This window comes from Streptomyces sp. SolWspMP-5a-2, from assembly GCF_900091845.1.
Classification (GTDB): Bacteria; Actinomycetota; Actinomycetes; order Streptomycetales; family Streptomycetaceae; genus Streptomyces; species Streptomyces doudnae.
The window spans coordinates 22,084-37,409 of sequence record NZ_FMCI01000392.1; the positions used below are offsets into that span (position 1 = coordinate 22,084).

11 protein-coding genes and 1 pseudogene are annotated in these 15,326 nt (G+C 71.2%); 9 read left to right on the forward strand and 3 right to left on the reverse strand.

What is annotated here, in order from left to right; all coding sequences use genetic code 11:
• Positions 1-320 precede the first annotated feature (320 nt).
• Both GA0115242_RS38625 and GA0115242_RS38630 read right to left on the reverse strand, forming a co-directional pair.
• Positions 321-1,106, reverse strand: coding sequence for a thioesterase II family protein (locus GA0115242_RS38625; RefSeq protein ID WP_093836322.1), 786 nt, complete (start codon positions 1,104-1,106; stop codon positions 321-323).
• A gap of 382 nt (positions 1,107-1,488) precedes the next feature.
• Positions 1,489-2,394, reverse strand: a complete 906-nt coding sequence (locus GA0115242_RS38630) for an oxidoreductase (RefSeq protein WP_093836323.1) — start codon at positions 2,392-2,394, stop codon at positions 1,489-1,491.
• A gap of 130 nt (positions 2,395-2,524) precedes the next feature.
• Here GA0115242_RS38630 and GA0115242_RS38635 point away from each other — a divergent pair, with 130 nt between their 5' ends.
• The 8 genes from GA0115242_RS38635 (at position 2,525) to GA0115242_RS38670 (ending at position 13,968) form a co-directional block, all read left to right on the forward strand.
• Positions 2,525-3,424 (forward strand): helix-turn-helix transcriptional regulator, encoded by a 900-nt coding sequence (locus GA0115242_RS38635; protein WP_093836324.1) that lies wholly within the window; start codon positions 2,525-2,527, stop codon positions 3,422-3,424.
• 289 nt (positions 3,425-3,713) lie between these two features.
• Positions 3,714-4,895: an IS701 family transposase gene (locus GA0115242_RS38640; protein ID WP_093836325.1), complete on the forward strand. Its 1,182-nt coding sequence runs from the start codon at positions 3,714-3,716 to the stop codon at positions 4,893-4,895.
• Between the two features lie 398 nt (positions 4,896-5,293).
• A complete protein-coding gene (locus tag GA0115242_RS38645) occupies positions 5,294-7,699 on the forward strand; it encodes an ATP-binding protein (protein WP_161353514.1) in 2,406 nt (801 codons plus the stop codon).
• A gap of 1,236 nt (positions 7,700-8,935) precedes the next feature.
• Positions 8,936-9,730: a hypothetical protein gene (locus GA0115242_RS38650; protein ID WP_093836327.1), complete on the forward strand. Its 795-nt coding sequence runs from the start codon at positions 8,936-8,938 to the stop codon at positions 9,728-9,730.
• A gap of 109 nt (positions 9,731-9,839) precedes the next feature.
• Entirely contained in the window at positions 9,840-11,591 is a 1,752-nt protein-coding gene (locus GA0115242_RS38655; RefSeq protein WP_093836328.1) for a fatty acyl-AMP ligase, read from the forward strand.
• A gap of 9 nt (positions 11,592-11,600) precedes the next feature.
• Positions 11,601-11,906: an acyl carrier protein gene (locus GA0115242_RS38660; protein ID WP_093836329.1), complete on the forward strand. Its 306-nt coding sequence runs from the start codon at positions 11,601-11,603 to the stop codon at positions 11,904-11,906.
• A complete protein-coding gene (locus tag GA0115242_RS41155) occupies positions 11,903-13,243 on the forward strand; it encodes a hypothetical protein (protein WP_176730003.1) in 1,341 nt (446 codons plus the stop codon). The genes GA0115242_RS38660 and GA0115242_RS41155 overlap by 4 nt, the downstream gene beginning before the upstream one ends.
• 269 nt (positions 13,244-13,512) lie before the next feature.
• Complete coding sequence (locus tag GA0115242_RS38670; RefSeq protein ID WP_202556608.1) at positions 13,513-13,968, forward strand: hypothetical protein; 456 nt, start codon at positions 13,513-13,515, stop codon at positions 13,966-13,968.
• A 197-nt stretch (positions 13,969-14,165) separates the two neighbouring features.
• Here GA0115242_RS38670 and GA0115242_RS38675 read toward each other — a convergent pair whose 3' ends face one another.
• Entirely contained in the window at positions 14,166-14,384 is a 219-nt protein-coding gene (locus GA0115242_RS38675) for a hypothetical protein (RefSeq protein ID WP_093836331.1), read from the reverse strand.
• Positions 14,385-14,499: 115 nt separating this feature from the next.
• On the opposite strand from GA0115242_RS38675, the pseudogene GA0115242_RS38680 reads away from it, so the two are divergent.
• Positions 14,500-15,255: pseudogene (locus tag GA0115242_RS38680) on the forward strand (transposase family protein).
• Positions 15,256-15,326 lie beyond the last annotated feature (71 nt).

Consider the following 15,326-nt stretch of genomic DNA (forward strand, 5'->3'; position numbering starts at 1 on the left):
GGGCGACCGCGGACGCCGGACACGGCGACGGACGGCGGGACGGGCGCCGCCGGACGCGGTGACGGACGCCGGGACGCACGACGCCGGTCGAGATGCCCGCCGTCCGCGCGCAGGACGGCGGGGCGGTCGTCCCGCGTCCGCCCTCCCCCCTCCCGGGACGGCGGACGCGGCAGGGGCTGTGACCTAGCCCCTGCCGCGGTGACCTGTGTGACGGCCGGTCAGCCGCTCATGGCGGACTCCCGCGCGGGTGACGTCCTTTCGTTCCGCTCCCGCTCCCGCTCCGGAAGCGGGTGCCCGGCGGGTCCGTCACCGCGGACGCGTCACCGGCGGGCGTCTCCTGCTCGGCGGGCGGGGGCCCTCAGCGTCTCGGTGACGAGCGCGGCGATCTCGGCCTCGTGGTCGGTGAGGAAGAAGTGGCCGCCGGGGAAGAACCGCAGGTCGAAGGCGCCGGTGGTGTGGTCGCGCCAGGCGGCCGCGTCGTCGGACGGGACGTGCGGGTCCCGGTCTCCCGCGAGCCCGACCACGTCGCACCGGACGACCGCGTCGGGTCCGGGGTCGTAGGTCTCCGCGACGGCGTAGTCGGCGCGGATCGACGGCAGGACGAGGCTCAGCAGTTCGGGTTCGTCGAGGATGCCGACGTCCGTGCCTCCCAGGGACCTCATCTCCGCCACGATGCCCTCGTCGTCGCGGAGGCGCACGCCCCGGTCGCTCGGGATCGACGGAGCGCGGCGGCCGGAGACGAACAGCGCGGCCGGCGCCTCCCGCCCTTCCCGTTCGAGGAGCCGGGTCAGCTCGAAGGCGACGGCGGCGCCCATGCTGTGCCCCAGCACCGCGAAGGGACGTCCCGCCAGCTCCGGGCCCAGGTCCCCGAAGGCACCGCGGGCGATTTCCTGGGCCGAGCCGAGGCAGGGTTCGCGCAGCCGGTTCTGACGTCCCGGGTACTGCACGGCCAGCACCTCGATGTCGGCGGGGAGCCGTTGCGACAGGGAGAAGTAGGCGTTCGCGGAGCCTCCGGCGTGCGGCAGGCACACCAGGGCGGTCCGCGCGTCCGGTCGCGGATGGAACCGCCGGAACCACGGGCTCTCGGACGGGACGGGTGGTGCCATGGGGCTTCCCCTTCGGCTCGGTCGGACGGGTCCGGCGCGGCCCGTCAACGGAGCGCCTGCCCGCACCCACACGCACAGCCGCGGTACGCCCCCGAGCCTGGCAGGCCCGGCCGGGAGCGGCCTCCGTGCTTGCCACCGTTACGAGTCCGGCGCGGCTCCCGGCGCCCGCCACCACGGGGGCGCCGGCGGCGGGCGGACGGCGGTACACGGCACAGGACCGAGCGGCCGCGGACCTGTCGGCGGGGCGGGAGCAGAGGAACCGGACGGCGGGACACGCACCGGACCGCCCGACCGCGGACCCGTCAGCGGCGGGGCATCAGAGGGACCGAACGGCGGACCACGCACCGGACCACCCGACCGCGGACCCGTCAGCGGCGGGGCATCACAGGTAGCGGACGCCGGTCAGTTCCTCGGCCGCGGTCCACAGCCGCCTGCCCACCGCGGGGTCGGCGGCCTCCCGGCCGAACCGGGCCCCGGTGACCCGGCCCCGCGTCTCCCCCGGCCCGGCCGGGCCGAAGAACTCTCCGCCGCGCAGTCCGGGCTCGGTCGCGGCCCGCAACTGCGGAAGCGTGCCGCGTTCGACGGGCTGGGTGACGAGCAGGCCGAGGCGTGCGATCAGCCGTCCCGTGCGCCGCCTGTGCTCCCAGGCTCGCGGGGTCAGGTTGGTGCGGGTGAGTCCGGGGTGCGCGAGCGTGCTGACGACCGGCGACCCCGCGGCGCGCAGGCGGCGGTCGAGCTCGACGCCGAAGACCGTGGTGGCGAGCTTGGAGCGGCCGTAGGCGGAGGCGGCCCGGTAGGAGCGCTCGTACATCAGGTCGTCGAAGTCGAGATGGGCGTTCCGGTGGGTGATCGAGCTGAGGCTCACCACCCGGGGAGCGGGCGCCGTGGCGAGCGCGCCGAGCAGCATGCCCGTCAGGGCGAAGTGGCCGAGCATGTTGGTCCCGAGGTGCAGCTCGAAGCCGTCGGCGGAGGTGCGGCGGGGACCGAGCAGCACGACACCGGCGTTGTTGACCAGCAGGTCGATCACCGGACGGTCGGCGGTGAGCCGCGCGGCGAACGAGCGGACCGACGCGAGGTCGGCCAGGTCCAGTTCGCGCACCTCGACGGCGCCGCCGATCCGGCGGGCGGCCTCCGCGCCGGCGGCCGTGTCGCGCACGGCCAGCACGACGCGGGCGCCGCGCCGGGCCAGTTCCGTCGCGGTGACCAGGCCGAGGCCCGAGTTGGCGCCGGTCACGACCGCGGTCCTGCCGTGCTGGTCGGGGATCTGGTCGGCGGTCCATCCGGTCATGCGCTGCTCCTGGGGGTCGGTGGTGGTGCGCCGACGACGGTAGGGCTCCGCCGGGCCGGTTCGGTCGTTCCCGGTTGCCTGGGTCTGCGGGACCTACCCTGGGCGCCGGCCCCGCTGACACACTGGCGGGATGACACATCCGTACGCCCGTGAGCTGGGGGATTTCCTGCGGGCCCGGCGCGGCAGGCTGCGTCCGCAGGACGTCGGTCTGGAGCCGGGCGGGCGCCGCAGGGTCACCGGTCTGCGGCGCGAGGAGCTGGCGCTGCTGGCCGGGCTGAGCACCGACTACTACCAGCGGATGGAGCAGGGCCGGGAGGTGCGGCCCTCCGACCCCGTGCTGGACGCGCTCGCCGACGCGCTCGGTCTCGACGACGAGGAGCGCCGGCACCTGTTCGCCCTCGCTCGCGCCGCCCGCCGCCCCGTGCCCGTCAGGGCGGACCACGGCCCGCAGGAGGTGCCGCGGGGAACGCTGCGGCTGCTGGGGGCGCTGGACACGCCGGCGGTCGTCCTCGGGCGGCACCTCGACCTCCTCGCGTGGAACCCGCTGGCGGAGGCGCTGCTCGGCAGCCCCGCCGGCCTCCCGCCCGACCGGCTGAACATGCTGCTGCTGATGTTCGACGACACGCTGACGGGCGAGCGGAGCTGTCCCGGCTGGGAGCGGCAGGCCATGGACTACATCAGCATGATGCGCTCCGCCGTCGCCGCCGACCCCACACACCCGCGCGCCGACGCGCTGATCGGTGAACTGACCCTGCGCAGCGCCGAGTTCAGACGACTGTGGGCCCGGCACGACGTCGCCTCGTCGGTCAGCGGCGCCAAGACCTTCCGGGTGCCGGAGGTCGGCGACATCGCTCTGGACTGGGACACCTATCCGGTGCCCGGCAGGCCCGGGGCGGTCGTCCTGGTGTACACCGCCGAGCCGGGCAGCGCCGACGCGGAGCGGCTCCGGCTCCTGGCGTCGCTGCGCGCGCCGGGTCCGGCGCCAGGCGCCGTCGGCCCCGCGGCGCGCGTGGACGCGCGCAGCCGATGACAGCGCGGACCGCGAGGACGGCGAGGGGCCGCCGACCGCGCCGTCCGGGCACCCGACCGCGCCGTCCGGGCACCTGACCGTGACGGCGCACCGCCGTCCGTTCCGGTCGCGCGTGCGCGTCCGCTCCACAAGTGCGCGCCGGACGACGAAGAGGCCGCGGCACCCGCCCCCGTGACGCCGGCATCACGCGAACTCACGCCATGCCCGGGACCGGAGACCGGCCGACCCTGGTTCGGTGCTGCAACGGTACTTGCCAAGGCGCGCGGCCCGGTTCATCGTTGACCCGCATATGAGTGGTGACCGAGCGCAAATCCTCTGTTGGTCAAGGGAGTTGGAGCAGCTCCATGGCCGGTTCTCGCATCGCTTCACCCGCAGCGAGCCCCGTGAGACGGCGCTGGCCTACCTGCGGGGGCTGCTCGCCCCGCTGGGACGCAAGAACGGCTGGACGCTGGCCGAACAGGCGGGCCACGCCGCGCCCGACCGCATCCACCGGCTGCTGAACCGGATCGAGTGGGACGCCGACGGAGTCCTCGACGACGTGCGGGGGTACGTCGTGGACCACCTCGGTGACCGGGACGCCGTGCTCGTCGTGGACGACACCGACTTCCTCAAGAAGGGCGCGCGGTCGGCCGGTGTGCAGCGTCAGTACTCCAGCGCCGCGGGCCGGACGGAGAACTGCCAGGTCGGCGTCTTCCTGGCCTACGTCTGCCGGCGGGGACGCACCCTGATCGACCGTCGGCTGTACCTGCCGACCGCCTGGACGGACGACCGGCAGCGCTGCCGCCGGGCGGGCATCGGCGACGACACCCCCTTCCAGACCAAGCTGGCCCTGGCGAGGGAGATGGTCCGGCGCGCGATCACGGACGGCGTCCCGTTCCTGTGGGTGACCGCGGGCCCCGCCTACGGGTTCAGCGCGAGCTGGCGGCTGGAGCTGGAGGAGGCCGACGTCTTCCACGTCATGGCCACCACCCGGCACGAGACCCTCGTCACCCGCTGGGCCGTCGACCATCCCGTCCGTGACCTCTTCGACGAACTGCCGCGCGACCAGTGGGAACGCCGCCCGTACGGCGACGCGCACGGCGGCCGGACGGCCGACTGGGCCCGGGTCGAGATACGTCCCCGGCACCGCGCCGACCGGACGCACTGGGCCCTGGCCCGGCGCTCGGCGGGCTGCCCGGACGACGTCTCCTACTACGTCGTCTACTGCCCGGCCCGCACCGGCCTGGACGAGCTGATCCGCGTGGTCGACAGCCGGGCCGCGCTGGAGGAGTGCTTCAGGACCGCCCGTCAGGAGTGCGGCCTCGACGACTACCAGGTGCGCCGCTATCCCGGCTGGCACCGCCACATGACGTTGGCGATGGCCGCCCACGCCTGTCTGACCGTGCTGCGGGCTCGCCAACGAAGCACCAAGGAATCGCAAAGAATTGCGGGATCGGCTGACGATCGCGACCCCCGGGAATCAGACACCTGACCGGACGTGGCTGGTCCTTGACGCCCCCCTCAGACCGGAAACCCACCCTGCTCACACCGCGACGGCGGCCGTCGGCACCGGTGCCGGACCCGCCCCCGTCAACGAGACCGAGAAATTCCTTGACAGCGCAGGCGCACCGTCTAAGGACCGTTGCAGCAGCAAGTGGTCGCCCGTTGTCCGCTAAACCGGTCGCCCCGCAGGGTAGGAGAGCCTGCATGCCACTACAGCACCAGCGGCAACTCAGTCACCCTGAATCACAACTCCCCCCCACGATGTGCGAAACCTGTGGCGAACCGATGCCCGGCTCCAAGCGGTCCGGCACGGCGACGCCCCGCGCCCGGTACTGTTCCAACGCGTGTCGGCAGCGCTCCTACCGGCTGCGCCAACGGTCCGGAAGCATGGACACCTCGTTCGGCTGCGAGCCGCTCACCCAGTTGAGCAGTTTCGTGGGCCGGACCGAAGAACTGGTCGAACTGGCCCAACTGCTCCCCAAGGTGCGGCTGCTGACCCTGACCGGGCCGGCCGGCGTGGGCAAGACACGGCTGGCCCTGGAGTTCGCCAGCCAGCAGTCCCGCAGCAGACGCTACGACGTCGTGGTGGTCAGGCTCAGCCCCCTCGGCGAGAGTGACGCGATCCGCCGACAGGTGCTGTCCGCCCTGGACGAGGCGACCGGCGAGGCGGAGGCCGCGGGCCGGGACCAACTGCTCGTCCTCGACGACTGCGAACACGTCCTGGAGGCCTGCGGCTCCTTACTCACCACGCTGCTTCCCCAGCGGCCGGGTCTGCGGGTCCTGGCCACCAGCCGCGAGTCCCTGCGGCTGCCGGGCGAGTCGGTCTTCTCCGTGGCCGGGCTGCCCGTGCCCGACCCGGACGCGGAGAACGTCCTCGCCGCGTGCCACCGCTCCGAAGCCGTCACGCTCTTCATCGACCGGGCGCGGGCCCTGGCCCGCGACTTCCAGCTCACCCGGACCAACGCCCCCCACCTGAGCGAGATCTGCACTCGGCTCGACGGACTCCCCCTGTCCATAGAGATGGCCGCCCGGCTGATCAGGGTCTTCCCGCCGGCCGAGGTGCGCGGCAGGCTCGACGACCAGCTCGCCCTGCTCAGGAACGGCTGGCGGCTGGCCGACGCTCGGCACCAGAGTCTGCACGCGTCCCTGAAATGGGGCTACGACCTGCTCACCCCCATGGAGCAGGGCGTGCTGCGCAGGCTCTCGGTGCTGCCGGGCGGCTTCGGTCCTGACGCGGCGGCCACGATCGCCGCCGACGACCCCGACGTCGCCGCCGCGATGCCCGAGATCCTCATCAGCCTGGAGGCGAAGTCCCTCATCGAGCCGGTCGGCACGGGCAGCCCGGCCCGGTTCCGGATTCTGGAGTCCATGCGCCGCTTCGGCCACGAGCAACTCCTCGCCGCACACGAGGACACCGGCGCCTACGAGCGGCTGGTGGCGTGTCTGACGACACTGTGTCTGCCGCTGCACGCCGAGTCGGTGGTGTCGGCCGGGACGCTGGCCAGTTGGGAGGAGGAACGCGTCAACCTGCGCCACGCCATGCAGCGGCTGGCCACCGGCGCCGACGAGCGGCAACTGCTGCTGGCCGGGGCGCTGGCCGCGGTGGAGACCGGCGAGGTGACCGTGCAGCCCCGCGCCGCCGATCTCGTGGCGCGCGCCCTGAAGAGCACCGCCCCCACCTCCGTGTACCGGAGCGTCGCCCTGGCGGCCGCCGCCTCCCTGGCCCGACGGGACGCGCACGGTGAGATGGCGGCCCGGCGCGCGGACGAGGCGGTGGAACTGGAGCGCGGCCACGGCCGCTCCCCGCTGCTGGGCCGACTGCTCCTGATCCGGGGCATGATCCGGCAGGCACGGGACGAGCCGAAGGGCGCCCGCACCGACGTGAGCGAAGCTCTTGACATCGGTGTCAGACTGCACCAGGACTGGCTGACGGCACTGTGCCGGGGCATGATCGCCGGACACCAGGTGCGCGGCGGCGAACTGGGCGAGGCGGAGCAGGAGATCGGCCGGGCCCTCCCCGTCCTGCGCCGCGCCGCGCCCCGTTGGCTGCACCCCGTGCTGGTGACGGCGGGTTCCCTGGCCCTGGAGAAGAACGACCTGCCCGCCGCGGAGGCGTACTTCACCGAGACGCTGCGCACGTCCGCGTTCCACCGGGACGACACCGTGCAGGCGATCGAGGGCACGGCGGTGGTCGCGGCCCGCGCCGGGCAGTTCGACCGGGGTCTGCGGCTGCTGGGCGCCGCGGAGCGGATGCGGATCGGCCGCCGGGGGATCCGGCAGGGCGACCGATGGTGGCGGCAGCGGGTGCGCGAGGCACGCGACAGCGCGTACCAGGCCCTTCCGGCGGCCCGCGCCACGGCGTGGCTGGAAGCCGGCTACGCCCTGTCGCACCAGCAGGCGCTCGCTCTCGCGCTCGGCGACGACGTGAGCGGCCCGAAGGCGAGTCAGCCCGTCCATCCGCTGAGCAGACGCGAGCAGGACGTGGCGGCGCTGATCGTGGAGGGCCTCACCAATCGCCAGATCGCGGCCCGTATGCATGTGTCGGTGCGCACCGTCGAGACGCACATCCGGCACATCAGGACGACGCTCGGGCTGCGCTCCCGGGCCCACGTCGCGGCGTGGTCGGCGCAGCAGCGGTTGGAGCCTCCCGCGGCTCCCCCGACCGCCGACTCCGTCGTGCTCCCGACGGTGCCGCTGCGACAGCGGGTGCAGGAGCCGCGTCGGGCAGGGACCCCCGCGCGTTTCCCGGGCCGGGGCGCCGCCCACGATGTCCGTTCCGCCGCGAGCGGATGAGCGGGCGTCCGCGGAGGGGACGACGTCGGTACGGGGCCTGGTGAGAAGGCCCGCCGCCCGGAGAAGAACCAGCGCGTCGCCGCACAGGCGTCCGCGGCGACCCGGACGAACACGGAGAAGGGGTGATGCCCACAGGGGGTGACGCCGGTGACCGCGGCGATCGCGGGCTCGGGTCCGCCGTCGTCCGACGCCACCGCAATGTCCGTACGGTCAGACCACCGGGGGCAGCGCGAGGGCGACGGCCACCAGCAGGATCGAGACCGGCAGCATGACCACCCTCATCCGGTCCAGGGCGGGCGCGGCACGGTGCTTGATCCGCACCGGCCGCGCCTTCTCTCGCGGTGCTGCGGCGGGGGCTGTGCTGGGGAGATTTGCGGCTGGCTCGTTGTCCATTGGCGTCGTATCTCCCGAAACGGCCTCCACAATCCTCGACACGCCCGCGTTCCGGAACGGCGCCGCCTTCGACTGCTGCGCCGACGAACGCCTCCAGGGCACGCCGTTCGGTGTCGACAGCACAGCCTGGATGATCCCTCCGGCGGCAGCGAGCGGAGCTCGCGAAGGTGACCGCCGAACTGCGCGCCATGGCCGACCGGGGTGCCCAGCACGGGGAAGGCACCGCGGGCACGAGACGACCATCCCGAACCCTCTGTGTCGGCCCCCGGGTACGGGCGGGAGGTACGCGCGGGAGGCACCTGTCAGCCGCGCGCCGGCGCGCGACCTGATGTGCGCCGCGTGCCAGTGCGCCATGACTGCTCCCGTGAGATACCCCGCGCCCCGTTCCCGGGAGGGGCGCGCCAGGTTCTGGCCATGGGGCAGGGTTCTCCGTGTCGCCGCCGGGTCGCGCTTGGCGGATTCCGTGCAGCGGACGCGGGAGTTCACCCGGCTGGGCGTGACGCGCGCGGGCCGTGCCGCTGTACAGCCCTGTGGCACATGCGGCCCGCGTCAAGGGCCGGTGCCGGTCCCGCCGGAGGATCGAGGTCCGGTTCGGTGTCCGCTGTAACGACACAAGGGCACCATTTCCGTCTTACCTGCCTTGTCCGGAAAAGATGTGCGCGGCCGGTGGAGTACGGCGGTTAGGCTCCACCGTGCTCCTGCTCCCCTCCTCGACGCGGCTTCGCGGCTGAGACGGCTGCGCCGTGTTGCTCAAAGCCAGCCCTGACGGGAACAGCTGAGCTCCCTCTTCAGACGTCGTCGCCTCTCACCGTGCAGCACCTCACCCGCAGACGAGGAGCAGTCATGACCGAGATCAGTCAGTCCCAGTTCCGCCGCGAGGCCGCGGAGATCGCGCTGTGGGAGTCGCCCTCCCCCGAGCCGGACACCGCCACCAGGGCCCTCCTCTCGCAGTTCGACTCATCGAGCAACGACCAGGGGGTGGGCAACAACGCGGTGGGAGACGGCAGCAGGCTGCCCGATCTGGGACCTCTGTCGAGCTTCGGCTCGTGGGAGTCCGTCGCCGCCACCATCGTGCACAAGGCCGCGAGCGTCAGTGGCTTCGACCCGGGCGGCACGACCTTCGACCTCAAAGCCTGGAACGACTTCCTCACGAAGTTCGCCACGATTCCGCTGTGCCTGCAGTACGTGTACGACTACCGCGAGGCGAACATATCCTCGCTCTCCCTCAAGAGTGCCGTCGACGCGGTGGACGACCTGCTCAAGAGCTTCATGTCGCCGGAGAACTACCTGGGCGTCGTGGAATCCATCAAGAAGGTGGGCCAGTTGGCGCTCTCGACCGAGCGGCAGACCGAGAAGAACAGCAACCAGCAGATCGGGTGCCTGTCGGTCCATGCCAGCAGGCTCTACCTCGGAGTCGTCCGGACCACGGTGTCGATGGAGCACAAGAAGGGCAAGGGGTACGAGCAGTTGACCCAGACCCTCCAGGTCTACCGGGGCTACGGGGTGCTCGACTTCGACAAGTGCAAGCGCTCCGCCGACAAGCTGCTCGGTTGGGACGGCAAGGACGTGGACGACTGGGCGAACGACACGGCCAGCGCCTCGCAGCAGCCCAACCAGAGCCCCGCCTGGGACAACTGAGCCGGTCAAGGCCTTCCCGTCAGCTACCGGAATCCCGGTGTGCCCCCGGGCGGACAGCCTGTCCACACGGAGCCGGCGCCCTGGGAGCCGTTCACCCCAGGCAGGTTCGATGTTCGCGAAAGAAGTGCTGCCGCCCGACACGGCGTCGGCCTCGACCTTCGTCCACGTCCTCGCCGAGAACCTCGGTCACCCGGAAGGTGGCTGCACCTTCATCCAGGAGGACGGGCGGGAGCACTTCCTGAGCTGGTCGGAGCTGTCTCGGGAGGCCATGCGCCGGGGGCGCCTGCTGCTGCGGAGCGGCCTGCGCAAGGGACAGCGCATCGCGCTCGTCGTCCCCGAGCAGCAGGAGTTCGTCCTCACTTTTCTGGGCGCGGTCTCGGTGGGCGTCATCCCGGTCCCTCTGTACCCGCCCATGGACCTCGGCAGGATCGAGGCGTACCGCGAGGACGCCGCCGCCATCCTCCGCGCGGCGGGAGCCCACGCGCTCCTGATGCCCCGGAGCCTGGCGGATCTGCTGGCCCCGCTCCTCCGGGCGGTCGAGGGCTCACGGGCCGTCGTCCTGGAAGAGTTCTTCGCCGAGCCTCTGGGGGAAGGCACGCCCCAGCCGGAGGCGATCCTCCCGGACGATGTGATGTTCTTGCAGTTCACCTCCGGGAGCACGGGGGCTCCCAAGGGAGTGCGCGTCACGCACGCCGGCGTGCTCGCCAACTGCGCGGCCGTCATCAGCGCCCTTCGTCTCGAACGCGGCCGAGACCGGGGCGTGAGCTGGTTGCCCCTGTACCACGACATGGGGCTGATCGGTTTCGTGCTGGCGCCGCTGGTCGCACGCTGCCCGGTGAGCTTCCTCCCGACGCTGCGCTTCGCCCTCTCACCGAGGGTCTGGCTGGAAACGGTGAGCCGCGAGCGCGCGACCGTGACCTTCGCGCCCAACTTCGGTCTGGCGTTGGCCGTCAAGGACACCCCGGCGAGGGAGCTGCGGCGGCTGGACCTGTCCTGTCTGAGGGTCGTGGGCTGCGGCGCCGAGCCCAACCACCCGCAGACACTGCGCTCCTTCGCGGCGCACTTCGCGGCGGCCGGGCTGCGGCCGGGAACGATGGTGCCGTGTTACGGAATGGCGGAGGCGACACTCGCGATCTCGTTCGGCGAGATCGGAGTTCCGCTCGCCCTGGATGCCGTCCAGAAAGAGCCGTACCACGCGAGCGGCCTGGCGCGGCCCGCCTCGAAGGCGGAACTTCCCGAGGCACAGGTGGAGTTCGTGCCCTGCGGTCGCTCCATCGCGGGTCACCGCATCCTCATCGTGGACGACGACGGGAATCCGCTTCCTGAGCGGCACATCGGCGAGGTGGTCTTCCAGGGGCCGAGCGTGGCCGCGGGCTACCACGGTGACGCGGAGGCGACCCGGCGGAGCTTCACACCTGACGGCCTGCGCACGGGTGATTGCGGCTACCTCGCGGCAGACATCCTCTATGTGACCAGCCGCAAGAAGGACCTGCTGATCGTCAACGGGCGCAATCACGACCCCCAGACGGTGGAGTGGGCCGCGGCAGAGGTGGACGGTCTCCGCAAGGGCAACGTCGTGGCCTTCACCCGGCCGGGCCGGGCCACCGAGGAGGTGGTGATCGTCGCCGAACTCCGCAGGGGGGACGCCGCCACGGTGGCACGGCAGGTCCGCGGCCACATCCAGACGAAGCTGTCCCTGTCCGTGGCGGATGTCCTCCTGCTGCCACCGGGGGAACTGCCCAAGACCTCCAGCGGCAAGGTGAAGCGGAGCACGACACGCCAGCAGTATCTGGAGGGAACCCTCCGCGGTGGAGCGCGCTCCGGGCGAGCCGCACACCGTCCATCCGTACACCCCCGATGAGGAGCAGGCATGAGCAGCACCCATCTGACTCCCCAGGAGCGAGAGCAGCTGTACTCCGTGATCCGCGAGAAGCTGGACCTCAACGGCGCGGGGTGTCGCGAGCAGGTCGAGAACACCACGGTGGTGAGAGAGCTGCCAGGAGTTGACTCCATGAGGCTCCTCAGGCTGCTGGGTGCGGTCGAGTTGGGCTTCCAGGTCAACCTCGGATTCGAAGCCATCGTTCAGGTAAGGACGGTGGAGGACATCGAGCGGTTGATCTGCGAGTCGCGCGAGCGGTACGGCGACCGCGTCCGGAGTTCCGGAGGGCGCCCGTGAGCACCTCCGATCAGGAACGGTCAGCGCGGGAAGCGCTGGCAATTGCCCGGTGGACGGAGGCCGGACAGGCACCTTCGCGGGAAGTGTCGGCGGAGGTCGAGCGGCCGGGTCCGCACGGCCGCGAGCTGGACGAAAGCAACCAGGAGACCGGGGTCGGCAACTCCTACGGCGGAGACGGCGGCGGGCTGCCCGGCCTGGGGCCTCTGTCGGATTTCGGCTCGTGGGAGTCCGTGGCCGCCACCGTCCTGCGCAAGACGGAGGACTCGGCCGGCTTCGATCCGTCGTCCACGTCGTTCGATCGCTGTCAGTGGGTCGCCTTCGAGGACCAGTTCCAGACGATGCCCTTCCTCACCGACATCACCAGCCAGAGCCGCGACACATCCATCTCGTCCCTCTCGCTGCTCCCGGCCGTCTCGACGGTGACCCAGTTGGTCGGGGGGCTGGTGGCGCCGGACACACTCGCCGACATCATCAACTCCATCAAGAAGATCGGCCAGTTGACGGTCCAGAACGAGGGGCTCCAGGAGAAGGACACCAACATGCAGTTGGGGGTCCTGACCGTGGTGGACGGGGATCTGCGCCTCGGGCTGCTCCGGACCACGGTGCGGATGGAGTACAGGACCGGCAAGGGATACCAGCAGCTCAATCAGCAGATCACCGTCAGCAGTCTCATCGGGAGCCTCGACTTCGGCATGTGCGTCCGGAACGCCGAGGCGCTGCTGGCATGGGACGGGCAGGACGTGAACGGCTGGGTGAACGGCACCTCCAGCTCTGCCTATCCCCCCAACACCAGCCCCGCCTGGGGCAGTACGGTGACGCTCGTCTCCGCGGTCTGGTCCAACGGCCGCGTGACCGTCGCCGGTTGGGCGCCCCCGGGCTGGGTGCTCAAGACCACGAACGACACGACCCAGGGCTGGTTCGACATCGAAGGAGGGCGCGTCCACGCCGGAACAGACGGCTGGTTCACCCTGGAAACGGGACGCCTGATCAACGGCCAAGCCGCAGTCATGGCCTTCCCCACCGGCGACAACACCGCGCCGCCTTCCCCGGAGTCGAACCTCATCACGCCTCGGCCGACGATCACCTCCGCGGTCTGGTTCGACGGCCACGTCACTGTTGCCGGTTGGGCGTCTCCGGGCTGGGTGCTGAAAACCACGAACGACCCGGCCCAAGGCTGGTTCGACATCGAAGGAGGGCGCGTCCACGCCGGAACAGACGGCTGGTTCACCCTGGAAACGGAACGCCTGATCAACGGCCAAGCCGCAGTCATGGCCTTCCCCACCGGCGACAACACCGCGCCACGTTCCCCACAGTCGAATCACGTCATGCCCGCATAGGGCGCGAGCGCTGTGGGCGGGCAGGAACGACGGACGGCCTGACCGGCGGCCCGCACCCGTACAGGGGCATCGGCACCGTCGCCTCGTAGCGGCCCGCTGTCCGAGACCGAAGACGCACACGACACGATGGCTCGGCCTCTGCCACATCGGGCAGGGCCACCGATTGCGGCGCGGGTTGTGTCGTGTCCGGCAGATCGTGAGATCTTCTGACCAGTCGCTCGCCGGGCAGACAGCGAGCGGTTCCCGGTGGGAGCGGTCTGTCGGTGAGGATGGAGTCCGTGGAGCAGAGCGAAGACCGGATCCTGGCTGAGGAGCTTGCCGCGCTCGCCGCGACGGGTGGGGCCAGTGGTCACTTGGTCCGGGTGGTGGCCAGGCTGATGAGGAAGAACGTCCACGAGGTCGATCTGCTTGCCCCCTTGCCTTTCGACGAGGCGGTGAAGCGCGTCTCCGATGTGCTCGGGAAGACCGGCCACGTGGTCGAGGCTCCGCCAGTTCGCCTCGGCGAGGGCGAAACCGTCCGCGTCGTCGTCGGGGGCGGTGCAGGTGGCCTGAATCCCGTGGTGGTGACCGCACGCGTGCTGAAGGTCGATGGAGACAACTCGCAAGTCCGGCTTCGTGCAGCCGCCAAGGAAGGTCTGATCAAGCAGCGCGCCGGAGAGAAGACCGCCGTCTGTCTCGCCGCACAGGTGCGGAGAACGACCGGAGCGGACGACGCAGGCGAGTGACAAGTGCCCGCCGTCCCCTGTGGATGCGCGGCATCGGTCTCGGTCGGCGAGTGCGTGCCGCCATGGGTGACGCGCAACTTCGAAGTTGCCGGTCTCCCGCTTGGGCCTGTCCGACTTCAGCAGAGAACTCGTGGATCCCTGACGCGAACGCCGTGGGAGTGCCCCGGACCAGCATTCCGGGGCACTCCGGGACCTCATCAGATGGCGTCGATCTGCCAGGCGATCATTCCGCTTGCCCCGGCGGTGCCGTTGACGTCGATCTTCTCGTCCTCAGCCGTGATGCGCTGTCGCACCACGGACCGGTCGCACGGAACCGTCTCCTCCCTGCGCCCGGGTGACACGGTGAGGCGCGCGCTGCCTCTGCCCACGCAGACCAGGCTGAGCCGGTAGGCCGTGCCCCTGCGGAGAGAGGGCACGGAGCCTTTTTCAACCTGCCGGTGTTGGTCGCGTGTTGGACAGGTCTACAGAACAGCGAAGCTCCCGGTAAACGGGGTCTCGACCAAGATTGCCCGCAGCCACCAGGAGCTTCGCGTGCTTGTCTACCCGTCGTCGATCGACCTGTCCCGTCGCACCCCGCGGTGCCTGGCAGGACACCTCGCTGCCCGGCGAGGAGATGTCGGAACCCGCTGGCGAGGACTCACCACTGGACGACAGGCCCTCCTCGCCCTGGCACATTTGCGGTGCGGTGTCACCTACACCCAGCTCGCGGCCGGGTTCGGTATCGGCATCGCCACTGTTTACCGCTGCATACGCGAGGCCGTCGTCGTGCTGGCCGCGCTTGCACCCACCCTGGCCGAGGCGACGCGTGTCGCACGGACCAAAGCGTTTGTGATCCCCGACGGCACCTGCTGCCGATCGACTGGGTCGCCGCCGACACCCGGTACTGCTCGGGGAAGCACAAGCGCCAGGGCGTGAACGTCCAGGTCCTCACCGATCCCTTTGGGAGGCTGCCGTGGGCCTCACCCGCCCTGCCCGGTTCCACTCACGACTTGACCGCCGCCCGCGCCCACGACATCGTCGACGCACTCACCGGGGTCGGCCTCAAGTGCTGGGCCGACAAGGCGTATCAGGGGGCCGGCGGCTCCATCCGGGTGCCCCTTCCGCTACCGCCACCTCAAGCGGTGGCAGCGCCGGCACAACAGCACGCATGCCAAGATCCACTGCCTCGGCGAACAGGCCATGGCCACGCTGAAGGGCTGGCGCCTCCTGCGAAAGGTCCGCTGCAGCACCAACCGAATCACCGCGATCGTCCAGGCCGTTCTCGTCCTTCATCACGCGTCAACGTGAGATTGGAAAAGGCTCACAGAACATGTCAGTGGAATGCTACGCGGGAAAGCTGCTCGCCTCGCCAGTAGAGG